Consider the following 21,773-nt stretch of genomic DNA (forward strand, 5'->3'; position numbering starts at 1 on the left):
ATGGTCAGTTCAAAATTTGTAATATTGTTGGTCTAGTTTGTGTGCAGAGCAGCAAAAGCCTTCTGGACCGGTTGCACTCAACCGGGGATTGCTTATCATTCTTTTTACAACGGTGCGTGGAGCGGGATCATCAGCAGCAGTCGAAACGCCTTTATGGAGCGCCTGAAGAGGGTCATCGTTGAATACGAGGAGACCATCGAAAAGCTTGAGAAGGGCCAAGAGAAAGTGCATCGTACAAGCCGGTTTGGCGAGAAGGAGGATATTTCGCTCCAGACAGCCGACCACTACAGGCGTCTTCTCTCGCATTATGCTGAAATCGTTGCGCGTAACGAGACGGGAAAGACGAAGCCCCGTAAGAAGAAGTGAGCTTGCTGCAACCTGCACGGCGGGTTGGTGAACGATCCTCACACAGTTGCAAGACATCGTCAGCGGCCGCTCAAATTGGCGGCGAGATCTGCTGATTCGTCGCGCTAATGCGCCAACGCTGACAACCGGATTGCAGTCTACCGCGCCCGCAATGAGGGTTTTCCATCATCCGACAGTTTCGTTTTCGTCTGGAATGTGCCAAGGTCCAGTCGAACGAAGGAACTGCGAATGACAGCTAAGATTAGGAAAGTGACGTTTGTCGCCAAATCTGAAACTGAAGTTGATGGTATCTTACTACCGCCCGGGAAGTACCAAGGTATAGAGCGTCATACCTTGGAGGGCGATGAGGCGTTACCTGTTCCCGAGTATCAAATGAATCTCACCGAAGCGGATCTGAAGGGCGTACGCGGCCTCGATGATTTCCGTGGCGCCATTATCGATGCCACGTCGAGCGTCAAGGATGGATCGCTCAAAGTTACGTGAGTCGGCTGCTGACTGCCCGTCCCCGTCTCCGGCAAAGGGGGCAACCGTTACTTTTTGCTTGCTGGCGGGAACCTTGAGCGCTGCCAGCCGTTTTTACCAAGCTGATATTTCCGTCATCAGCCAGTCGTGGCCTTCCATACTGGGCAAGCAGATCAGGCCACACCTTATGAGGCTTGGCCTGTCGCTCAATGGCGGGCCAAGCCCTCTTCCCATCTCGACGATGCATGGCCCCAACCGGAGCGTCTGTGGAGCCTTGTTAAAAAAGGTTGGTCCATACTGGCCGAATCGGGCCAAACTGCCGGCGTATCTATGCGTCTGAAAGGGATGACCGAAGATGACCATGACCTTCGAGGAATTTCTGGAATCGCGCGACTATTGTGATGACCTTCATGCACTCGGCCTGTGCGAAGGCGAAGGCTATGTCTACGCCGACGGAATTTGTTGCATCGAAAAGAGCGGCGCCGTATTTCGGCTCCATCATCGCGATCGCATTCTGACCGATACCAACCTCGCGAGTCTGGAACGCGAACTCTACCATCGCTTTTATGCAGCGGCTGCGGCCTAGCCGCGCAATTGGCGCTGTAGTAGAGCCCGACATTGTATCGGTAACCCTGTATTAGGATTTCCCGATTAGGTGATGGTGCAAGACCAAGGACTTGCCCATGCACCGCGCCACGATACTTGCTTTGTTGTTGCTCACCGGCTGCGCCAGTGCGCCGACACAGACCAGCAATGTATGCGCCGTGTTCGAGCAAAAGGATGGCTTTTTCACCAGTTGGTACAAGGACGCCAAGAGCGTTGAAGCGGAATACGGTGTGCCGGTGCCCATCCTCATGGCCACCATCAATACCGAATCCGGCTTCCAGGCGCGCGTCAAGCCGCCGCGAACCAAGCTGCTGGGCTTTATCCCGTGGAAGCGGCCGTCGACCGCCTATGGCTATTCGCAGGCGCTGGACGGCACTTGGGCGGACTACCAGCGCGATACAGGCCGGCTTGGCGCCGGGCGGACCAACTTCAGCGACGCGGTCCATTTTGTTGGCTGGTATCATGCCCAGAGCCATCAAAAGAACGGCATTGCACTCGACGACGCCTATAATCTCTACGTCGCCTATTATGCTGGCCAGAATGACTATGCTCGCGGCACGTGGCGTAATAAGCCGGCTATCGACCGGACGGCGCGCAAGACCGCTGCAATGGCTAACACATACGCTGCCCAGCTCAGGACGTGCGGCCTGTGAAACAATGTCCGCATGACGACAATGGTCGTCTCAATCCATTTGCCTAAGTGACCGAAGTCGCGAAACGTGTTCAAATAAACTGACATTCCCAACCGCTGACCATTGTTCAGTTGCGTATCCATCGATTGTAGTTTGCGTCTGTTTTCGCCGGGTCGTATGCGTCCGCGCAATTCTTCCATGGATTTTGAAGAAGCGCTCACTTTCAGTCGAGACACCAATGTACCGGGAGCTGCTAACATCTTCTGTTTGACACACCCGTCCGGGATTTTGTCGGAGGTGTTCATCAAACAGTGGCTTTCGGGGACCCGGCGCCAACCGACGTTGCAGGAGCTCACGATCTAACGCGTATGCAGATGTGGAGCCGGGCCATGCCAACATATCGATTTGAGTTTCATGAAGCGCTCCGGACAAATGCGGTCCGGGGCATCAAGCTGGAGGATGACGAGAAAGCCACCGCCGAAGCAGTGCAGACCGCTGAGGAAATGCTCCTCGACGGTGTTGCTGATGAACGCGCCGACTGGGCCATCAAGATTTTCAACCAATCCGACGAAGCGCATGCAATAGCCGTCATCCGTTTCTCGGACGTTCCGGTTGCAAAATACCGGTCTTGAAGCCTGTGGCTTCGCCCTGGACGATGGTGCCGCGTTTTCCGGGTGTACGGGCGTGGCCGCATTGCTATACGTGGAGAAAGATTTCTTCACGGATGCACGCATGAGCCGCATATCACAAATCGTCTACAACACCGCCTCGGCCGAGAGCCGTGCCGAGCATGACCAGGAGTTGGCTTTACGCGGGCGGATGACAAACATGAAGCGCATCATGCTTCATTCGCCTGCCGTCCACCGCATCTACGCCGAGTGGTTCACCTTGCAGGAGTTGTTGCGTCCAACGATTCCTGACCGGGCATTTTTGCTGTTTTCGCTCGCCCTGTCCGAAGCAAGCAAATCCGACGTGCCGGCAACCTTCATGCGCCGCGCATTGATCGAACTCGGCCTGCAGCCGGAAACCATCGTTCTCGATGCTGACGAGGCGGTGCTGGTTGATTTTGCCAAGGCGATCGTCGCCGATTCCAATGCCATCCCCGAGACGATCTGGGAGCACCTTGCGGCGCGCTATGATGAGCCCGCCCTGGTCAACCTTGTTGCCTTTGCCGGTATCATGATTGCAACGACGGTATTTACCAACGTAGTCGAGGTCGATCTCGATCCGGAGCTGGAGCCCTACAAAAAGCCCGCTCCCGCGTGAGCCCAGTTACTATTATCCTGCCAACGTTGTCACGAAAGTCGCGTTGCCACGCAGCGTGTTGCTGACGGTACAAATCTCCTCGGCCATCTCAACGATCTGATGCCGTGTCTGCTCATCCAGATCCCCGTCGATTTCCATGGCGATATCGAACCGGATCACCCGCGACGGTTCATCATGTGCCTTTTCACCGGTCACATGCGCCCTCACCTCAGCCAGTTTGTCCGCGACGCCCAAACGGCTAGCGGCAATGCGCGCGCTGAGAACGATACAGGCGGACAAAGATGCATAGAGCAGGTCAAGCGGGTTGAATCCGGGCTCCGAAACCGAGGTTGCCACGTTGATCTTTCCACCTGTTTCGGACGTTATGACAGGCGGCTCCTTAGGTCTGAGCACCGCCCTGGCGCCAACGGCCCGCGTCCTGATCTTGAGTTCCGACATGACCTGATTCCTGGAATTGCGATGATCGCCATCGATCTCGCGTTGATATCGCTAACCTATTCAAGATCAAGCGTAAATGCCATAGCCAGATCGGCGCAGGGCATGTCGCGTCCGCGCCGAGGCTTGTCTGCATCAACCCTTTTCGGCCGCGGACCGAGCGGCGTCCAGCGCCCGCATGGCAGCAAAAAGCACTTCACGGTCACGCTGATGCGCTTCGAACAGGGCCACAAAGGCTGGATTGGTGATTTCGTGCGGTTTCGGTGCAGCCTTGGCACGGTCGAGACTGAGGTCGGCGGCACGTTTGGCCTGCTCCATCTGCTTCCTTGCCGTCTCGATTGCAGATTCCGGCTTGGCCCGCCGAGGCACCATGCTATCCTGACACGATAGCCCGTCAGTACCCGCAAGCAATGATTGCAAGAGCTTTCCGCTGGCAATGTCGGCGTTCATGGGTTCAACCGTTCTGCAGTTCATTATCGTGTTCGTGGGTGGAGTTGTTGATTTGGCTCCAGATTTAAAGCGTTTCCACGCATGCGGAAACGCACGGACGATCAAAAGCCGACGGCAATTTAGTACGGAAATCCGGTTTCGATCCTTGTTCCGGAATTGATTTGCCCCGTTGTAATAATAACTCACGCCGGTTCGAATAAATTGCGGTCGACATGTGTTCTCTTCGCGTCAGTTCCAAACCTGCGGAGAAAGTGCCATGAGAAATGTCGTTCCATCGTTCCGCCGTCTGCTGCCACTGGTTTTGCTCGGCGCGGGCGTTGCCGTGACCACGCTCCCGAATCCCGCATTTTCTGCTGGTGGCGAAGGAGGCTCGTCGACCCCGACCTGCACAAAGGGAAAGGTCTACGATACCAGGAGCAAGAAATGCGTCAGCAAGAACAGCAGCGCCGTTCCGGACAAGGATCGCACTGAATACGCTTTCGCCCTTGCCGAGGCAGGACGTTATGAAGAGGCGCTCGAGATACTCGATACCTTGAAGGACCCCAATACCAAGGAGGCCTGGAACTATCGCGGGTACGCCACCCGCAAGCTTGGCCGGACCGATGAAGGCATTTCTTACTACAAGAAGTCCGTTGCTCTCGACCCGCAATACGCCAAGGTCCGCGAGTATCTGGGCGAAGCCTATGTCATCAAGGGACAGATGGATCTCGCCAAGGAACAGTTGATGACGATCAAATCGATCTGCGGCACCACCTGCGAGGAGTATGAGGATCTGCATGAAGCGATCGAGAATCCGTCCAAGATCTGACGTGCCCGTTCGTTTGGCAGAACGGTGTCGTTATGGCCCTAGCTCGCTCCAATGTGTCTGTCGCCCAGATTGGACTTTGTGCTTATATTAGGGCGAGGTTCAGTTCATCTTCATCCCCGGCTATCCCTTGCGGGGCGGCCGGTCCGGAGGCAGCCATCGCGAGCGAACATGAAATCAGGGCGGGGCTAGCCCAGCATCTTGCCAGGCTCTGGCGCTATGGCGTCGTGCTGTCCCGCCAGCGCGACGTTGCTGACGATCTCGTTCAGGCGACCTGCGTGCGTGCATTGGAGCGCGCAAGCCAGTTTGCCGCCGGCACCAGACTGGATCGGTGGTTGTTCGCAATCCTCCATTCGATCTGGCTCAACGAGGTCCGATCGCGCCGCATCCGCATGGGGCATGGTTTCGTCGATCCGGATGTTGCACTTGTTTTCGACGGGGAGCGGGATGCCGAAACCCATGTTCTTGCCAATCAGGTTCTGCGTCAGGTAAGTGCCCTCCCCGAGGCACAGAGAACGGCTGTTTTCCTCGCCTATGTCGAAGGCCTCTCCTATCGCGAGGTTGCGGATGTTCTGAGCGTGCCGATCGGTACCGTGATGAGCCGGCTTGCGGCGGCCAGGGCGAAACTTGCCGAAACCGCTGCAGCAGATCCCGTCACACACGCGTCGAAAGGAGGGAAATGATGGTCGATCCGGACACGAACAAAATGCCCTCCGATGAGCTTCTTGTCGCCTTTCTCGATGGCGAACTGGACGCCGTCGAGCGTGTGCGGATCGATGCCCTGATCAAGACCAACGATAACGTTGCCGAGAGATTCGATTTTCTGTCACGCAGCGAACTGCCATTTTTTGAGGCGTTTGAACCGCTGCTTGAGCATGCGCCGGCGGCACGCCTTGAGTCCATTCTGAATAACCTGCCTGCCCCCGGCGCGGCGCCGATTGCGAACGGCTGGAGGCGCCGCGGCTTCATCGCTGCTGCCATCGGTGCGGTCTTTGCCGGCGTCGTCGCAGATCGCGCCCTTCTGTCGATGCGCGACCCCGAATCGACAGAGGTTGTGGATCTCGGCTGGCGCGGCGTCGTGGCTGAGTATCTGGCGCTTTATACGTCCGATACGCTGGCCAACCTGCCTGGCAATGAGGAGTTTTTGTCGGCCCAGCTCAGCAGCGTCGGCTCCAAACTCGGCCTGTCCTTGCCGGTCGAAGCCGTTACGCTGCCGGGGATTCCGCTAAAACGGGCCCAGATACTGCAATATGACGCGAAGCCGCTCGGCCAGATCGTCTATCTCGACCCGCAATACGGGCCGCTTGCCCTCTGTATCGTTCAATCCTCCAAAGCGGCAAAGCCACCGCAGACGGAACAACGCCGCGGGATGAACGTCGTGTTCTGGTCCGATGGTTCTCATGGCTTCATGCTGATCGGCCACAATCCCCCTGAGCAGTTGAGTGCACTGACCGAGAAGGTTCGGACCGCGCTCTCCGTATGACGTTCACCGGAGCGTGTTGCCGGTAATGCGTTACTTGTCGATGAAATCGCGCACGGCCTTGTTGTAGCCTTCAGGGTCCTGCAGCATCGCAAAGTGACTGGTGTTGTCGAGGATGATCAGTTCCGCTCCAGGAATTGTCTTGGCCAGGTAATCCGTGTGTTCCCGGGTGATGGCTTCGTCATGATCTCCCACTACGATTGCGACCGGTGTATTGATTTTCTTCAGATCGTCGTCGCTCCAATTCGGCTGACTGGCCCACATGCCGCTGATCTGCGTGACAAATGCATCATATTCTGCCGGAGTTGGCGATATCTTCCTGTAGACTCCGCCCGCCTTGTCGATGTAGCCGGCGAACGTCTTGTTCTGCATCACATCGGGTTTGAGACCATCGACCTTGGAGTTCGCAGCATGGGCAAAGACCTTTGTCAGCCTGTCGGGATGGTTCATGGCAATATCGAGACCGATGATGCCGCCGTCGCTCCATCCGACCAGTGCAGTCTGGTCGATCTTGAGATAGTCCAGTAAAGCCAGATAATCCGAGGACATCAGGTCATAGCTGAAGGCGTCAGCATTGCGGGTCGAGCGTCCGTGACCACGGCTGTCTGCAACGATGACCGTGTGATCCTTGGCAAGATCAGCCACCTGCGCGCCCCAGATATCGGCATAGCCGAGTCCCCCGTGAATGAGGAGCACCGGGGGCCCCTTGCCGAAGACTGCATAGTACATCTCGATACCGTTGACCGGGGCCGTACCGCTTTTCTCGGCGGCCGGCAAAGGAACCGGCTCGGGAAGTTGCTCCCAGCGTTCAGCTGCATTTACTGCCGAACCGGCCAGAGCGAACATGAATGCGATGGACAATGCCAACGTATTGAGGCACATGATTTTTTCCTATCCGCCAGATTTGACCATTTCCCGATGATTGCATGGTTGACGGATGCATGCGTTCAGGAACAGGCTGCTTCTACCATTTGACGCGCAGTCCTATATTGCCTTCGAATACCTCGAGATTTCCTCCGTCGACATCGAACGCATAGTCGGCCACCAGGAATGCGCTCACATTTTGCGTGAAGTCATGCGTCACGCCTCCACCGAATTCGAGGGAGGTCGATTCGAGTTCCGTCGAAATCGCGTTGCTGCCAAAGAGCACAGTGTCCGTGCCACTGAAATTGTGCCAGAGATTGGCTTTGACATAGGGCTGGAGCAGGCCAGACGACGTCTGATATTTGCCCTGCAGCCGGAATCCGAGCCGCCCCGTGAAGCCCTCATCAGAATCGAATCCGATATCCGAGAACGCGTCCGATTGATCGTCGAGCGAAAGGTGCTGCCAGATCAGCTGTGCCTGTGGCTCCAATGTCCAGCTTTGCGACAGCGCGACCGGATAACCGCCTTCCAGCGAGGCCGTGAAGCCGGACCCGCCAAGATCGATCCCGACGCCTCTTTGCGATGTTGCATCACCGCCAAACCATGAACCCATGACGACACCATCCAGGTACCAGCCGGACGGGCCAAAGTGAGTCCAGTAACCGCCGAAGCTCGTCGTATCGAGGTCCATCGAGCCGACGTTCACATTGTTCCAGCCGACAGCCTGTCCAGTGACATCGGCATTGAAGTTGGAATAGGCGAAAAACAGGCCGGCCACATCGCTGTGCCCGCCATTGCTTTCACGGCCGAGCATATCGAGCCCGAGCTGGAAGCCATAAAGGTTGCCATCGACGGAAGGGTCGACCGTTCCGCTCCAGCTTTGCTCGTGCGATTGTCCGAACGCGCGTCCCCAGGCCGCGGAGAAGTTGCTAACGGAGGCGGTGATGCTCTGTTCGCCGCGCCGTTCATGAAACGTGCCGAGTGTTGTCAGCATAGCCTCCCGTACAGCCGGCGGGACAACGGTATAGGTTGCAGCTTCGACGCGATAGAGCGGGATCGCTTCGCCAGGTTCAGCCACAACCGGCGTGGCGCCTGGATTGGGCGGTTCAACGCCGGGTCCGGGCGGCTCTATCGATGGTTCTAGCGCGCCGGGTAGTTCCTCGACCCCGGCATCAATTGGGGGAGCAGGCGTGGTGCCCGGCAGGATCGAGGACCGCAAGTACCAGTTTTCCCCGGACCCCGCTGAAACGCCGCCCCTGAAGAGCGCATATTCGAACGCACCCGCCGCAACGGAATTGCTGAGACCAAACGCGGAAGAAGCTGTCGTGGCGCCATTGACGGCCTGGACGACAAGAATGCCGTCCTGGACGGTGGCAGCGCCAGCACCACCGAGATTGGTGACGGCCAGTCCGGTGGTTCCGGCAGCTGTTCCGCCGGAAATGATAAAGCGGTCCGAGGCCGACGCGTCGTCGCCGAGCACGGTCTGCAACAGGATTGCGCCGCCACCGCCGGTATAATTACCAAGCACGGTGAATGTGTCGGTCGCACCGCTGGAACCGTTCGTCAGATCGATCGTTCCGCTATTGGTGACACTGACCAGCTGACCACCTGCAAATGGTGCGATTGCAGCATTGACACCATTGCCGGCGAGCAGCGTGCTTGTGCCATCGATGACAAAGCTGCCGGTCGCCGTTCCGCCGTCGCCGAGTACAAAGTTGCTGTCGAGCGTGAACGCAGAGCCATTGGTCAGCGCAACGCTTTCCCAATTCACGTAGCGGCCTGCGGTTGTGGCGCTTGTATTGCTGAAGATCAGCGTGTCGGTCCCCGCATCGCCATTCAGCGACGGCGACGTCGCCAGCGTTGCCTGCGTAAGATTCTGCAGTGCGCCGCTATCATTGCCTGCGCCGAGATTGACCGCTCCACCGATCGTGCCAGCCGTATTCCATGTGAACTGATCACTGCCGCCCGCAGTTGTTACAGTGCTGCCAATCGAGCCGCCCGAGACAAAGATAACATTGTCGCCACTGCCCAGATCGACGAATGTACCGATCGAACCGCCCGAGAGGACTAAGAGGTCGCGCCCCTGCGTTGCGATGACAAACCGGTCGATCGTGCCGCCGGACATGCGCATCTCGTTGTTAGCCTGTTCAAGGTTGACTTCGCCGATGCGCCCGCCTGTCATCGTGAGGAAATCACCGGCAAAGAACTGCCCGACAATCCAGCCGCCGCTGATGGTCGCCGTATCGAGTTCGCTCCCCTGCTCCACGCGCTGCACGACACCGCCCGCCATGACGAACGTGTCGACGCCGCCATTCTGGAAAATCGTGCCGTTGACGGTGCCGGCATTCAATTCGAAGCGGTCGTTGCCGGCGCCCATTGTCACATCGCCGTTGATTGTTCCCGAGCTCATGAGCACCGTATCCACACCGGGGCCGTTGAACATAACCGCGCCGTTGATGGTCCCTGTCCCGCCTGTCGGCAGGGTCAGCGTGTTGCTGCCACTTGGATCGATCAAGGGTCCGCCAACGCCGCTGTCGCAAATAAAGGTGTCATTTCCCGCCGTGGGGGCAAATGTACATGCTGCGGATGCTGTTTGGTTCGAGAGGATGAGCGGGAGGAGAGAGACAGAAGAAAGCCAGAGAATTCGCGTACTCAAACGTTGGGACTTCATGTATCCTCCCGCAACGATGATGAGATGCTCTGGAATTGCTTGGATGGACTGCAACTCCGATAACCAGACAACGCATTTTCGAGCATAAAGTAGAATCAGAAATGGCGCTTCGCAACTGAAGGTTTAATGACTACATCGTGAACTTGCTTACTGTGATAGATATGTCGCATTATGCTTGTGGACAAACGTGACGATGAACATTTCGCGATTAACTATTTGGCAATCCTCCGACTGCTTCCAATATTCCTGTTTTTACAAGGCAAAGGACGGAAGGTTTCGTTAGATAGTCAGTTGAATCACCGGCCAACCTTCATTGACTGCATGTGCATATTCCGTTGTAATCCGGCCATGGCGCGAATGGCAGAGGAGCAGACAATGGATCGATACGAGACCTTCGCAACGTGGATATTCATTGTTTTCGGTGCGTTGATTGTTGGCGGTCTCATGTCGTTCGGCATCGTAACGGATGATAAGGCCGCATTTCTGTTTGCCTTGGCTTCTGCCTGCGCGGCGTTCTTTCTCGGCTTTGCGGTCATCTTCGATCAACCGCGCCTCTACGGTCTTATCCTGTTCGTGTCGATTGCGCTGATTGCCTGTTCAGTCACAGCCATCGTCACCTGACGAGAGGCCTCACCTTTCCTTCGTGATATGGCGGTAGGCGCCATGCCAGTAGAGAAGTGGTTCTACTTGCTGGCGGAGCGTAATTGCCCTTACCTTGCCAACGAGGATGGCATGGGAGTGGCGCTCGATGACGTCATCAAGTTCGCAATCAAACACGGTCAGGGCATCGGCGAGTGCTAGGGTTCCCGTCGCCAGTTCTTGCCACTGGGCATCCTGATAACGCTCCACCCCCTTTAGACCGCCCCGTCCGGCAAAGCTGTCGGCCACGTGCTGCTGGTCGTGCGCGAGCACGTTGACGCAGAAGCTGCCATGGCGCTGCAGCACCTGCCAGGATGAAGAGACGCGATTGAGACACACGACCAACGATGGCGGATCAATTGCCAATGACGACACCGACGTAGCCGTAAAGCCTGAGCGATCGCTGCCACGGCCGACTGTGATCACGCTCACTGCGCCGGCAAGATGCCGCATGGCGTCCTTGAACAGGCCGGTTTCGACAGGCAATTCCTGGCGCACGACAAGCGCTCCAGTTTCAAAGGCGGATATTCTTTCCTGGTTCATTGGGCTGCTCGCATGTTGTCGCTATGAAGTGTGTATGCTGGATTGCATTGCAACATGCCGGCACGGCATCCAGCCAGATTGCGGTTTGCTTAACACGGCCTCATTTGGCGATAAGTTTTGCCAACATGACGATTTCGGAGAATTTCTATCCAGATCACGCGTCTAGTTCAACTTGAACTGTAGGGATCTGGAGCAACAGTTCCAACATGGTTGCGTTGTCCGTGAGCATAGATTTCCATCAAACGCTGCTGCGGCGAAAAAAGTAACCCACTGGACGTCCATAATTATAATCTCTATCGTGTTAATCGTGTATGAAATGTCCGAAAATCGGACCACCAACAAAGTGAGATGATTTCCAATGGTCTCTATCGATTACACAGGCACGCACGAGACCGCTGATAGTGGTGTTCGCCGCGCTCTGAAAAGCAAGACAGAGCGAGGGCTTGTCCTTCTGGTGTTCGGCGTGGCTTTTGCGTTTCACCTGGCCATACTCTTTGATTTATTGCCAAGTTGATCGGGCGCGCCGCGTCGTTCTACATCCCTTATTCGGTCCTTCAAAAAAAACTTCAAAAGCTGGAACCAATTCGTGGTGAAAGCATTTCTGTCAAACTGGTTCCCCCAAACCAGACTTGGCTAACCCCACAAGCCAAAAACAGCCCAATCCTCATGCCCCTTGAGGATTGGGCTTTCCTCATGGAATATACGGCACCGTGACGTGGAGGAAACAATGACAATTGAAAATGCCAGACATGCGATCGAAGCAGCAATCCATAGTGGCGATTTCAAGGGTATGGGTGTCGCTGTGTTCAAGGCGATCAACGCATTGGAAGAGCGAATCAAGCGCCTGGAAGAAGAGGTAGAACGGCTGAAGGTCAAGTAAAAAATTGGTTAGTTAGCCATCTTAACCTTGAATTCGGCGTCACTTGTGATAGCATTCCGGCAGGTTGAGTGTAGCGGTACCTTGAGCCTGCGCCGCACTGAAACGATGCGTGATATCCTTATCCAGAATCCAGTTTGTTAGAGCCAAATCAAGCCTCAACTCGCGAAACCCCTACCCGTCCGGCAGGGGTTTTGCATGTGTGGGATCAGGTAGTTAGCGATATCGGGCTCAACTCTCCTCGACAATCGCCTGAATATCGTTCGTCGAATGATTTGTCAGGGTTTTCGGAATTTCGCTGACGATCTTGTCTGACACTTCCTTGTGAAACTCCTGGCGCATTTCGCCGAGCATGAGCGGTGGAGCGACGATGATCAGGCGCTCGAAATCGCCGTTGTGCGCGTGCCCATAGAGGGCATCAGCTATTTCCTTCGCAAACCGTTTTTTGGAGATCTCGTGCCAATCCGTTTCTTCCACGGCGCTACGCCCGAGACCTGGTCCGCTGGTAGAACGTCCGGGCTTGTCAGTCCCCTGCTCCCTGGTCGCGGGATTGGCGTGGTGCAACTGGTGGACGATGCCGAGTTGGACATTGTTCATGTCGTGCTTGTTGCGCAGGAATAGTGCTTTCTCGCCATCTGCCACCAAGACCCAAGTCTGACGGTTCAACATGACATTTACCATATCCGACTCCGGCGTGTACGTTGTCATCTGAAGTTCCTTTTTACTGGAGTTTCGTAACGTTGGAAATCGTATTGCGCGTATGAACGCAGCGATCTTTTCATTTCCATGCCGGCGATCTTCGATTTGGCCGACATTGGGTCAACGAACGTGCCAATGACAGGTTCCTTTTTTATTTTGACATGGGCAGACCGCGTGCAAGACTGGTGTAGCGTTCCTATCAATCCGCGAGTTGTACCAGCTATGAAAATAACCTTGTCGATTGTCGCAGTGCTTCTCATCATCATGGGCGCAATCTGGTCCCTGCAGGGACTTAGCCTCATTGGCGGTAGTTTCATGGTCGGTCAGATGCGCTGGCTCTATATCGGATTGCTGACCATCGCGGTCGGTATCGGCCTTCTCTTCTTTGCAAGGAAGTAATGAGGTCGGCAAAGTGCCTGTGAACGCTGCTTTCCCTGCTGCCGTATCTGGATTTGTGGTGTGACCGCTGTTAGACACAGTCAGACGGATTGGGAGGTTTTCATGAGTGCATTGTCGATTATCGTTGAATTCGAAACACACCAGGGCTGTGAGGAAGAGTTCATCACGCTTATTCGCGAGCACGCCAGGAAGACCTTGGAGGAGGAGCCCGGTTGCTTGCGCTTCGAGGTAATCAAGCCGATCGAACGCGACGGAACGCCCATCCCGAACAAGGTGATGGTCAATGAGCTCTATTCCAACGAGCCGGCGGTTACGGCGCATGAAAACAATCCGCGCATGGCCAAGGTTCGCGATGCATTTGCCCCGCTGCTCAAATCAAGGCGGCTAATCCTCGCCCAGTCATTGAGCGCAAAGGCCGCCGAAGGCATGACACCGCAAGAACTGAACGCCAGCAATGATGATTGAGGCGATGCGTGTTCGAGCTTTGAACAGATTGGCCGTGGCTTTGCTCCTGCCCTGCATTGCCATAACGTCCAGCTGTGGCGCGATGCGATGGATGAGCGAGAAGCCGGCCCGGACATCCAGCTGTTCCGGATGGAACAAAATTCGCATCAAGCCGGAGACGGCAGTCTATCTGGTCAAGAACGACTTCTCAGCCGGTATTGATATCGACTCGCACAATCTCAACGGCCAGAACAATGGCTGCTGGAAATAGGCCGGCATCCAAAATCGGGAACCAAACGCCATAGCCGACGTTCCACCTTTCTCATGCAAATGGAAAGGAACTTTGAAAATGGCATTGGATGTATCGAAAGTGCGCGAGTCGGTGGAAGTTGGTTTGGAGAGCCAGATCGCAAGCCTGCGCGAGGAGCTTTCCGCGATCAGCAAGTCCCTTGCCGACCAGGGATTTGAAGTTCCCGATAGTGCAAGGTCCGCCTATAACAGCGCCAGGCGCCAGAGCCGGAAGGCCGCCCGCTTTGTGGGCGATGAAGCCCAACTGGCTGCGGACAAAGCCAGGGAGCATCCGCTTGCCACGGTTGCCATCATCTCCGCAATCGCTGGTATCGGGCTGCTTGCCAGCATGGGTGCTTACCGGCGTTAATGGCGCTGCCCTTGAATTCGGTCGAGCGCAACCCTATCTGGGTATCAGAAATTCGTTTCCGCTTTTGACCACGGATGTACTGGCACTGGCGTCGAGGCGAATTCGGAAAGGTCGGGAATTCCCGGCCTTTTTTGTTGCGCATAGCACACATTGCCGAACGCAAGTGTTCCCATGGGCCCTCTCCGGTTGCTTTCAGGGGCTTGAACGGTCTAAGAAGAGTTCACTGTCGGCCTGATCAAACCCAGTCAGGTCACGTGCGGGATTATCTGCACTGCAGAGCGCAGATGTTGAGAGTGAGTGCCTGAATGGACAATTTTGAGAAGTACGCCCTGGCCCTGATGGTCGTATTCGGGGCCCTTATCATCGGCGGCCTGATGGCCGTCCATATTGCTTGGGAACACAAGGCGGGCTTTCTCTATGCGCTGGGTGCAGCGGTTGTTGTCTGGGTGGCAGGGTTTGCCGTCCTTTTCGACAAGCCGCGCCTCTATGGTTTGCTGCTCCTGATGGCATCCGCTCTCATCACAGCTTCTGTGGTTGTTCTCGTCCGCTGACCCGCTTATTCACCGGTGAGCATGGGCATTAAAATATGAAAGCGTATTTCATATTTATCCGTTTACATTATCAAGAATAATTCTAAACTGCGCTCCACATTGAACGTGCATGCCCGATATCGGGTTGAAAGAGATATTCCCATGCGACTGACACGACAGACCAATTATGCCATTCGGATTCTGATGTATTGCGCAGCCAATGAGGGCAATCTGAGCCGCATAGGCGAAATCGCGCAGGCCTACACGGTATCCGAACTCTTTCTCTTCAAGATCCTTCAGCCGCTCGTCGAAAACGGTTTCATCGAGACGGTACGCGGGCGCAACGGTGGTGTAAGGCTCGGCAAGCCAGCCAAGGACATTACGCTGTTCGACATCGTCCGCGTGACCGAAGAGAATTTTGCCATGGCGGAATGCTTCGAGAATGACGCGGCCGATTGCCCATTGATCGACAGCTGTGGCTTGAATGCCGCGCTGCGCAAGGCGCTCAATGCATTCTTCGAAGTCCTCGCCGACTATACGATCGCGGACATCGTCGACAAGCGTGACGTGCGCGCCCTCCTCGGGATCGATGTTCTGGAAGAGCGTCTCGCGACGGCCAGCTGACCATCGCTTACAATGGGTAAAATCCGGGGTAGCGCCGCCCTTCTGCAGCACGCGCGTCCATTCGATCGCAATCGAGACGAATGATGACGATCCCTCAGTGTGATTCGAGCAGACCTGACCGTTTTACGGTCGGGATTTGCCGAATCTCGCAGCAAAAAGTGCGATTCTCGCCGAAGAATTTCCACGCGGCGTTGTAAATGTGATCAGTACGGTTGCAGATTGCGGGTTCGCCACGATCCCATTGCGCAGGCTTCACCTTCATGAGACGTTTTGACACAGGGGCTTCTGCGGCAACAAATCGCCGGTTGAAACACCAAACCTGATTGAAAAGGTTATGTTATTCGTCCAGTTTAGAATAATTCTAACTACTTGAAATCACGACATATTCTCCCCATATGGATTTGACAGCGTTCTGACAAACCGGTTTTATGATGTCAGCGTTGAGGAACGTATGACCTTTAATGTTAGGGCCTTGAACCCTTGCGATTGGAGGAACCATTGGTTGGTTCGAAAGTATCACCCGATCACGGGACAGTATCTCTTGGTCTTTGCGTAGAAAACGCTTTCATATCAGTAGTTTATGCAAGATTTGATGCCTGCTTGGCATCGGATGGCTATTGTGTTTTTGCTCGTGAGTATGGCGTCGGCGTAACATGCTAGTTTGTCACTGCAACATCATTACCCAAAAAGAGATCGAGAATACTATCATTGAACTTCTCGATGCCGACCCGTGGCAACTCGTTGTTCCTGCAAAGGTTTACCATGCCATGAAGAAGCGCGGCCGCTGCTGCGGCTGCTTCCCAAATGTCGCTGAAACCATCATAAAGGTGACGGAAGAATATCATCTCCGCCACGGTTCAGACGATTCGGATGCCGTATCGTTCATTGACCGTGTCCGGTCACTGCGTCACGAATACGGGAGTTCACGACATGAAGGGCGACAAAAAGGTCATCGAGCGGCTTAACGAAGCACTGTTTCTCGAATTGGGGGCCGTCAACCAGTATTGGCTGCACTATCGCCTTCTGGATGACTGGGGCTATACAAAGCTCGCCAAGAAAGAGCGTGAAGAATCCATTGAGGAAATGCATCACGCCGACAAGATCATCCAGCGCATCATCTTCCTGGAAGGTCATCCGAATTTGCAGTCGATTGGCGCTCTTCGCATCGGCCAGAATATCAAAGAAGTGCTCGAGGCGGATCTTGCTGGTGAGTACGACGCGGTCAAATCCTACAAGAAGTCGCGTGAGATTTGCGATCAGCTCGGCGACTATGTGTCCAAGGAACTCTTTGACGAACTGCTGAAGGACGAGGAAGGTCATGTCGACTTCCTCGAGACGCAGATCGACCTTCTGACAGCCATTGGCGTCGAACGCTATGGCCAGCTCAATGCGGCTTCGGCAAACGACGTCGACTGATCAAACAACCATCTCCGACTATAAAAAAGGGCGCCAGTGGCGCCCTTTCTTTTTGTTGAACTGTTATTGCGGAAGCTTGTCGTCGACGCCCGCGACATAGAAGTTCATGCCGAGAATGGTCTTGTCGTCGGCTGTCTCACCAGCCTTCAGCCATTCCGAACCATCCTGCTTCTTGATCGGGCCCGTGAACGGCTTCAGTTCTCCCGAGGTGATCTTGGCCTGCGTCTCCTCAGCAAGCTTTTTCACGTCGTCCGGCATGTTCGTGTAAGGCGCCATGACGACGAGGCCTTCATGCATGCCCTCGAAGACGTTGTGGGTTTTCCAGCTCCCATCAAGCACAGCCTTGGCCCGCTCGATGTAATAGGGTCCCCAATTGTCTACGATCGACGTCAGCTGCGTTTCAGGGCCGAATTTGATCATATCGGAAGCCTGACCGAAGGCTTTGATCTTGCGCTCGGCTGCAACCTGCATCGGGGCGGTCGAGTCCGTGTGCTGGGTGATGATGTCGACGCCCTGGTCAACGAGAGCCTTGGCAGCATCTGCCTCCTTGGCGGGGTCAAACCAGGAGTTGGCCCAGATGACCTTGATCTTGAAGTCCGGATTGACAGACTGCGCACCCAGCATGAAGGAGTTGATGCCTTGAACGACCTCGGGAATGGGGAACGAACCGATGTAACCGGCAACGCCTGTCTTCGACAGTTTTGCAGCGATCACGCCCTGCACGTAACGGCCCTCATAGAAGCGCGAATTGTAGACGGCAACGTTGTCGGCAGTCTTGTAGCCGGTCGCGTGCTCGAATTTCACGTCAGGAAATTTCTGCGCCACCTTGACTGTCGCGTCCATGTAGCCGAACGACGTCGTGAATATGAGCTTGTTGCCCGCTCGTGCAAGCCGCTCGATCGAACGCTCGGCATCGGCACCTTCCGGGACGTTTTCGAGGAAAGTGGTTTCCACCTTGTCGCCCAAGGCTTTCTCCAGTTCCTTGCGACCCTGATCATGCTGGTACGTCCAGCCGAAATCGCCGGGCGGTCCGATGTAGATAAAGCCGACTTTCAGCTTCTCCTGAGCGTGCGCTGCTCCTGCGACGGCGAAACTGGCCGCCATTGTCAGCGCCAATATCAGTTTTTTCATCTAAAGTTCACCTCTCTGTTACTCGATTGCGAAGTCTTTTGGTCCCTACCGGCTTCGTGCGCCGCCTAGCGGTCCGGCACGAAGGGCTTGCCGAGCGAAGTCGGCGTGTTCATCAATGTGAGCCGCTTGTTGCGGGAAATCAGCACAAGCACGATAATCGTCGCCAGATAGGGAAGTGACGACATGAACTGCGACGGTATGCCGATACCAAGCGCCTGTGCGTGCAACTGACCTATACTGACCGCACCGAACAGATAGGCGCCGGCGAGGATACGCCATGGCCGCCAGGACGCAAACACCACCAACGCCAGTGCGATCCAGCCCCGGCCCGCTGTCATGTTTTCCACCCATTGCGGCACATAGACCAGCGAAAGCTGTCCGCCGGCCAGTCCGGCGCAAGCGCCGCCGAACAGCACGGCAAGGTAGCGAATGCGAACGACGGGTACTCCCAATGAATGCGCTGACGTGTGGTTGTCGCCGACGGCACGCAAGGTCAGGCCGGCGCGGGTCTTGAACAGGAACCACACAACGCCGATCGTAAGAAGAATGGAGATATAGAAAATCGGATCCTGTCCGAACAGGAACTTGCCGACATATGGCAGGTCTGTAAGAACCGGAATATTCAGTGCTTCCATTTTCACGCCAGGCAGGCCCACGAAGCTTTCGCCGATCATCGCCGACGCTCCAAGGCCCAGCAAAGTCAGTGCCAGACCGGTCGCCACCTGATTGGTGACAAGGGTCAGCGTCAGGAAACCAAACAGCAGTGAAAACGCCGCGCCCGCGAGGATGGCCGCGATCATGCCGAGCCAGGCAGAGCCTGTCGTCTGGGCAATGGCGAACCCGGCAACGGCACCCATGACCATCATGCCTTCCACACCAAGATTCAAAACGCCAGAACGCTCGACGACAAGTTCACCGAGTGCTGCGATCAGCAGAGGCGTTGCCGCCGTTGCAATCGTCAGAAGTATGGCTTCGAACATGGTCATTTCACGCACCCTTTGCCACTGCATCACCTGCGCGCGATACGATCCGGATGCGATAATAAATCAGGGTGTCGCTGGCGAGGACAAAAAACAGGATGATGCCCTGGAATATGCGAGCCGATTTTTCCGAAATCCCCAATGAAATCTGGGCGGCTTCGCCCCCGAGATACGACAGCGCAAGCACGAGGCCTGCCGCAATTATCCCCAGCGGATTGAGCCTTCCAAGAAAGGCGACGATGATTGCGGTGAAGCCGTATCCCGGTGAAATACTGGTCCGCAACTGGCCCACTGCACCGGAGACTTCAGCAATGCCAGCCAGGCCTGCTAGGGCGCCCGAGATCAGAAAGGCGAAGAATGTCAGCCGTCCGGCGCTGAAACCGGCAAAGCGCCCTGCCCTTGAACTGCGGCCAAGAACCTTGATCTCGTACCCGTTCAAAGTCCGCGACAGCATGAACCACACCAGCAATGCGGCGATCAGCGCCAGGATAAACCCCCAATGCGCGCGCCCCGAGGCGGATGAGATCTCCGGCAGGATCGCGCTCGCGTTGAACTGGACCGTCTCTGGAAAATTATATCCCTGAGGATTGCGCCAGGGACCGCGTACCAGCCAATCGAGAAAAAGCTGTGCTACGTACACCAGCATCAGGCTGGTCAGGATCTCATTGGTGTTGAACCGCACCTTGAGGAATGCGGGAATCGTCGCATAGGCCATGCCACCTGCCATGCCGAGCAGCAGCATGACGGGCAGCACGTACCAGCCCTGCATATCCGGAAACATGACCGGCAGTATCGATCCGGCGATCCCCCCGGCGATCAATTGGCCCTCAGCCCCGATATTCCAGTTGTTGGACAGGAAGCATACCGACAGGCCCACGGCAATCAGGATCAGAGGCGCGGCCTTCACCAGCAATTCGTGGATTGACCAGACTTCAGTCAAGGGTTCGATAAAATAGGAATACAGCGCAGAAACGGGGTTCTTGCCGAGAATGGAAAAAAGGATGGCGCCTGCAATCAGCGTAAGAAAAAGCGCTATGAACGGCGACAAGGCGCTAAACAGAGCTGAGTGTTGCGGGCGCTTGACGATCTCGATGCGCATCAAATTGTCCCCGCGTTTTCTGGGGCAATCGAGTGATCCACGCCGCCCATCATCAGGCCTACACGCTCGCGATTCATTGCTTCGATCGGAACGGACTCCGATAGGTGGCCATGGACCATGGCTGCTATCCGGTCAGAAATATCGAACAATTCGTCGAGGTCCTGGCTGATTACGATCACCGCCGAACCGCTGCGGGCAAGATCGACCAGGGCCTGACGTATATGCGCCGCAGCCCCGGCATCTACGCCCCATGTCGGCTGGTTGACGATCATTACTGACGGGTTCCTGTCGAGTTCGCGGCCGATGAGAAACTTTTGCAGGTTTCCGCCGGAAAGTGCTGATGCATCTGGATTTTCCGCACTCTTGCGCACATCCATTTGGGTCACGATGCGGCTGGTCGCGAGGGCCAGACTTCGCTCCGCCACGAGGCGAAGCGCGCCGCCGGTAAGGAACACCTTGCGGTCCGTAGAATGGCGCGACAGCAGAAGATTATTGGTGAGGGACATGTCCGGCACTGCACCATGACCGAGCCGTTCTTCAGGCACGAAAGCCGCACCGAGTTTTCGCCGTCCCGAAATGCCGATCCTGCCGGCATCCGTTCCGCGAATGCGAATGATGTCCGGGCGCTCCTGCAGGACTTCGCCAGAAATCGCCTCGAACAATTCGCCCTGCCCGTTGCCCGCGACGCCGGCAATCCCGAGAATTTCGCCAGCCCGGACCGAAAGGTTGATATCGTGCAGCGAGACCGAGAATGGTCCGCGCGGCTTTTGCGACAGGCCCCTTACCTCGAGCAGTGCGGCTTGCGTCGATGCGGCGGCCTCTGCCGGATGGCGGTCGATGACGTGAATGTCATTGCCAACCATCATCCGTGCCAGCGATGCTGCTGTTTGCGAACGTGGATCGCATTGGCCAACGACTTTGCCGTGGCGCAACACGGTCGCCCGGTCACATAGCCGCCTGACCTCCTCCAGCCTGTGACTGATGTACAAGATCGACTTGCCTTCCGATCGCAGGCGCTCCAGCGTCACGAAGAGGAGATCAGCCTCCTGCGGGGTGAGTACTGAAGTCGGCTCGTCCAGAATGATCAGATCGGGATTTTGCAGCAGGCAGCGGATGATCTCGATGCGCTGGCGCTCACCCACGGAAAGATCACCCACCAGCGCCTCGGGATCGACCGGCAACCCGTAGGCTTGACCGATTTCCCTCGCGCGGGTGGCGATCGTATCGAGCGGTGTCCTCTCGTCGAGTGACAGGGCGATGTTCTCGGCTGCAGTCAGCGCATCGAAAAGTGAAAAATGTTGGAAAACCATGCCGATACCGAGCGATCTTCCCATTGCCGGATTGGTGACTGTTACCTTTTGCCCTTTCCAGGCGATATCCCCGGACGTTGGCTGCAACGCGCCGAACAGCATTTTGACGAGCGTGGATTTGCCCGCACCGTTCTCACCGAGCAGCGAGTGGATTTCGCCCGTTCCGATCGCCAGGTTGATTTCGTCGCAGGCTTTGAGTGTCCCGAAGATTTTGGTGAGCTTGCTAGCTTCCAGAAGCGGTTTATCAGAGCCGTTTGTTATTGTTGTGCCTGTCATAATTCCCCGCGGCCAAGACCGTTACCGATCCTATGTCAGGCTGACTAAACTTGGAAAGTGTAAAACGTAAGGTTGAAGCCATTTACGCACATTATTCGGGCATCAATCGCG

General features: G+C 56.0%; 29 protein-coding genes. 19 read left to right on the forward strand and 10 right to left on the reverse strand.

The genetic code is table 11. The features are described from left to right. Nucleotides 1-153: 153 nt before the first annotated feature. From K9U38_RS08815 to K9U38_RS08840, 6 genes are all read left to right on the forward strand, one after another. On the forward strand, nt 154-366 hold the full coding sequence (locus K9U38_RS08815) for a hypothetical protein (protein WP_224493972.1): 213 nt from the start codon (nt 154-156) through the stop codon (nt 364-366). A gap of 228 nt (nt 367-594) precedes the next feature. Further along, nucleotides 595-849 (forward strand): hypothetical protein, encoded by a 255-nt coding sequence (locus tag K9U38_RS08820; protein WP_224493973.1) that lies wholly within the window; start codon nt 595-597, stop codon nt 847-849. 334 nt (nt 850-1,183) lie between these two features. Then, entirely contained in the window at nt 1,184-1,414 is a 231-nt protein-coding gene (locus tag K9U38_RS08825; protein ID WP_224493974.1) for a hypothetical protein, read from the forward strand. 97 nt (nt 1,415-1,511) lie between these two features. After that, nucleotides 1,512-2,087, forward strand: a complete 576-nt coding sequence (locus K9U38_RS08830; RefSeq protein WP_224493975.1) for a transglycosylase SLT domain-containing protein — start codon at nt 1,512-1,514, stop codon at nt 2,085-2,087. Nucleotides 2,088-2,455: 368 nt separating this feature from the next. Beyond that, entirely contained in the window at nt 2,456-2,698 is a 243-nt protein-coding gene (locus K9U38_RS08835; protein ID WP_224493976.1) for a DUF6894 family protein, read from the forward strand. Between the two features lie 100 nt (nt 2,699-2,798). Beyond that, nucleotides 2,799-3,332, forward strand: coding sequence for a carboxymuconolactone decarboxylase family protein (locus K9U38_RS08840; protein WP_224494089.1), 534 nt, complete (start codon nt 2,799-2,801; stop codon nt 3,330-3,332). Nucleotides 3,333-3,344: 12 nt separating this feature from the next. Here K9U38_RS08840 and K9U38_RS08845 read toward each other — a convergent pair whose 3' ends face one another. Together K9U38_RS08845 and K9U38_RS08850 are read right to left on the reverse strand one after the other, a co-directional pair. Continuing rightward, on the reverse strand, nt 3,345-3,770 hold the full coding sequence (locus K9U38_RS08845) for an OsmC family protein (RefSeq protein WP_224493977.1): 426 nt from the start codon (nt 3,768-3,770) through the stop codon (nt 3,345-3,347). 132 nt (nt 3,771-3,902) lie between these two features. Continuing rightward, on the reverse strand, nt 3,903-4,241 hold the full coding sequence (locus tag K9U38_RS08850) for a hypothetical protein (RefSeq protein ID WP_224493978.1): 339 nt from the start codon (nt 4,239-4,241) through the stop codon (nt 3,903-3,905). A 232-nt stretch (nt 4,242-4,473) separates the two neighbouring features. Between K9U38_RS08850 and K9U38_RS08855 the strand changes: the two genes are divergently transcribed. From K9U38_RS08855 to K9U38_RS08865, 3 genes are read left to right on the forward strand one after another with little or no spacing between them, the layout of a single operon-like run. Then, complete coding sequence (locus K9U38_RS08855; RefSeq protein ID WP_224493979.1) at nt 4,474-5,025, forward strand: tetratricopeptide repeat protein; 552 nt, start codon at nt 4,474-4,476, stop codon at nt 5,023-5,025. A gap of 53 nt (nt 5,026-5,078) precedes the next feature. After that, nucleotides 5,079-5,705, forward strand: a complete 627-nt coding sequence (locus K9U38_RS08860; protein ID WP_224494090.1) for an RNA polymerase sigma factor — start codon at nt 5,079-5,081, stop codon at nt 5,703-5,705. Continuing rightward, a complete protein-coding gene (locus tag K9U38_RS08865) occupies nt 5,705-6,505 on the forward strand; it encodes an anti-sigma factor family protein (protein ID WP_224493980.1) in 801 nt (266 codons plus the stop codon). Before K9U38_RS08860 ends, K9U38_RS08865 begins: the two co-directional genes overlap by 1 nt. 30 nt (nt 6,506-6,535) lie before the next feature. Here the strand turns inward: K9U38_RS08865 and K9U38_RS08870 are convergent, their stop codons facing one another. Further along, on the reverse strand, nt 6,536-7,384 hold the full coding sequence (locus K9U38_RS08870) for an alpha/beta fold hydrolase (protein ID WP_370631869.1): 849 nt from the start codon (nt 7,382-7,384) through the stop codon (nt 6,536-6,538). Between the two features lie 82 nt (nt 7,385-7,466). Then, nucleotides 7,467-9,881, reverse strand: coding sequence for an autotransporter family protein (locus K9U38_RS08875; protein WP_224493981.1), 2,415 nt, complete (start codon nt 9,879-9,881; stop codon nt 7,467-7,469). Nucleotides 9,882-10,412: 531 nt separating this feature from the next. On the opposite strand from K9U38_RS08875, the gene K9U38_RS08880 reads away from it, so the two are divergent. Beyond that, entirely contained in the window at nt 10,413-10,658 is a 246-nt protein-coding gene (locus K9U38_RS08880) for a hypothetical protein (protein ID WP_224493982.1), read from the forward strand. A 9-nt stretch (nt 10,659-10,667) separates the two neighbouring features. Here the strand turns inward: K9U38_RS08880 and K9U38_RS08885 are convergent, their stop codons facing one another. Further along, nucleotides 10,668-11,129: a flavin reductase family protein gene (locus K9U38_RS08885; RefSeq protein WP_370631877.1), complete on the reverse strand. Its 462-nt coding sequence runs from the start codon at nt 11,127-11,129 to the stop codon at nt 10,668-10,670. An 817-nt stretch (nt 11,130-11,946) separates the two neighbouring features. On the opposite strand from K9U38_RS08885, the gene K9U38_RS08890 reads away from it, so the two are divergent. Continuing rightward, nucleotides 11,947-12,099: a hypothetical protein gene (locus K9U38_RS08890; protein ID WP_224493984.1), complete on the forward strand. Its 153-nt coding sequence runs from the start codon at nt 11,947-11,949 to the stop codon at nt 12,097-12,099. A 228-nt stretch (nt 12,100-12,327) separates the two neighbouring features. On the opposite strand, the gene K9U38_RS08895 is transcribed toward K9U38_RS08890, so the two are convergent. Further along, complete coding sequence (locus tag K9U38_RS08895; RefSeq protein ID WP_224493985.1) at nt 12,328-12,804, reverse strand: host attachment family protein; 477 nt, start codon at nt 12,802-12,804, stop codon at nt 12,328-12,330. 213 nt (nt 12,805-13,017) lie between these two features. On the opposite strand from K9U38_RS08895, the gene K9U38_RS08900 reads away from it, so the two are divergent. The 8 genes from K9U38_RS08900 to bfr all read left to right on the forward strand — a co-directional run bounded on the left by K9U38_RS08900 (nt 13,018) and on the right by bfr (nt 16,866). Then, entirely contained in the window at nt 13,018-13,194 is a 177-nt protein-coding gene (locus K9U38_RS08900) for a hypothetical protein (RefSeq protein WP_224493986.1), read from the forward strand. Nucleotides 13,195-13,296: 102 nt separating this feature from the next. Beyond that, nucleotides 13,297-13,659 carry a putative quinol monooxygenase gene (locus tag K9U38_RS08905; RefSeq protein ID WP_224493987.1) on the forward strand — a complete coding sequence of 121 codons (363 nt, stop codon included), beginning with the start codon at nt 13,297-13,299 and terminating at the stop codon, nt 13,657-13,659. 91 nt (nt 13,660-13,750) lie between these two features. Continuing rightward, nucleotides 13,751-13,909 carry a hypothetical protein gene (locus K9U38_RS08910; protein WP_224493988.1) on the forward strand — a complete coding sequence of 53 codons (159 nt, stop codon included), beginning with the start codon at nt 13,751-13,753 and terminating at the stop codon, nt 13,907-13,909. 78 nt (nt 13,910-13,987) lie between these two features. After that, nucleotides 13,988-14,296, forward strand: coding sequence for a hypothetical protein (locus K9U38_RS08915; protein ID WP_224493989.1), 309 nt, complete (start codon nt 13,988-13,990; stop codon nt 14,294-14,296). A 305-nt stretch (nt 14,297-14,601) separates the two neighbouring features. After that, on the forward strand, nt 14,602-14,847 hold the full coding sequence (locus K9U38_RS08920; protein WP_224493990.1) for a hypothetical protein: 246 nt from the start codon (nt 14,602-14,604) through the stop codon (nt 14,845-14,847). Nucleotides 14,848-14,988: 141 nt separating this feature from the next. Next, on the forward strand, nt 14,989-15,450 hold the full coding sequence (gene rirA, locus K9U38_RS08925; protein ID WP_224493991.1) for an iron-responsive transcriptional regulator RirA: 462 nt from the start codon (nt 14,989-14,991) through the stop codon (nt 15,448-15,450). A gap of 653 nt (nt 15,451-16,103) precedes the next feature. Next, nucleotides 16,104-16,415 (forward strand): (2Fe-2S)-binding protein, encoded by a 312-nt coding sequence (locus tag K9U38_RS08930; RefSeq protein ID WP_224493992.1) that lies wholly within the window; start codon nt 16,104-16,106, stop codon nt 16,413-16,415. Next, nucleotides 16,381-16,866 carry a bacterioferritin gene (gene bfr, locus K9U38_RS08935; RefSeq protein WP_224493993.1) on the forward strand — a complete coding sequence of 162 codons (486 nt, stop codon included), beginning with the start codon at nt 16,381-16,383 and terminating at the stop codon, nt 16,864-16,866. The genes K9U38_RS08930 and bfr overlap by 35 nt, the downstream gene beginning before the upstream one ends. Before the next feature lie 63 nt (nt 16,867-16,929). Here bfr and K9U38_RS08940 read toward each other — a convergent pair whose 3' ends face one another. The 4 genes from K9U38_RS08940 to K9U38_RS08955 all read right to left on the reverse strand — a co-directional run bounded on the left by K9U38_RS08940 (nt 16,930) and on the right by K9U38_RS08955 (nt 21,662). Further along, a complete protein-coding gene (locus tag K9U38_RS08940; protein ID WP_224493994.1) occupies nt 16,930-17,997 on the reverse strand; it encodes a BMP family ABC transporter substrate-binding protein in 1,068 nt (355 codons plus the stop codon). A 65-nt stretch (nt 17,998-18,062) separates the two neighbouring features. Then, nucleotides 18,063-18,983, reverse strand: coding sequence for an ABC transporter permease (locus K9U38_RS08945; protein WP_224493995.1), 921 nt, complete (start codon nt 18,981-18,983; stop codon nt 18,063-18,065). A gap of 1 nt (nt 18,984) precedes the next feature. After that, complete coding sequence (locus K9U38_RS08950; protein ID WP_224493996.1) at nt 18,985-20,076, reverse strand: ABC transporter permease; 1,092 nt, start codon at nt 20,074-20,076, stop codon at nt 18,985-18,987. Then, nucleotides 20,076-21,662 carry an ABC transporter ATP-binding protein gene (locus K9U38_RS08955; protein WP_224493997.1) on the reverse strand — a complete coding sequence of 529 codons (1,587 nt, stop codon included), beginning with the start codon at nt 21,660-21,662 and terminating at the stop codon, nt 20,076-20,078. Before K9U38_RS08955 ends, K9U38_RS08950 begins: the two co-directional genes overlap by 1 nt. Between the last annotated feature and the right edge of the window lie 111 nt (nt 21,663-21,773).

The sequence above is a fragment of the Phyllobacterium lublinensis genome, from assembly GCF_020164435.1.
In the GTDB taxonomy this organism is placed as follows: domain Bacteria; phylum Pseudomonadota; class Alphaproteobacteria; order Rhizobiales; family Rhizobiaceae; genus Phyllobacterium; species Phyllobacterium lublinensis.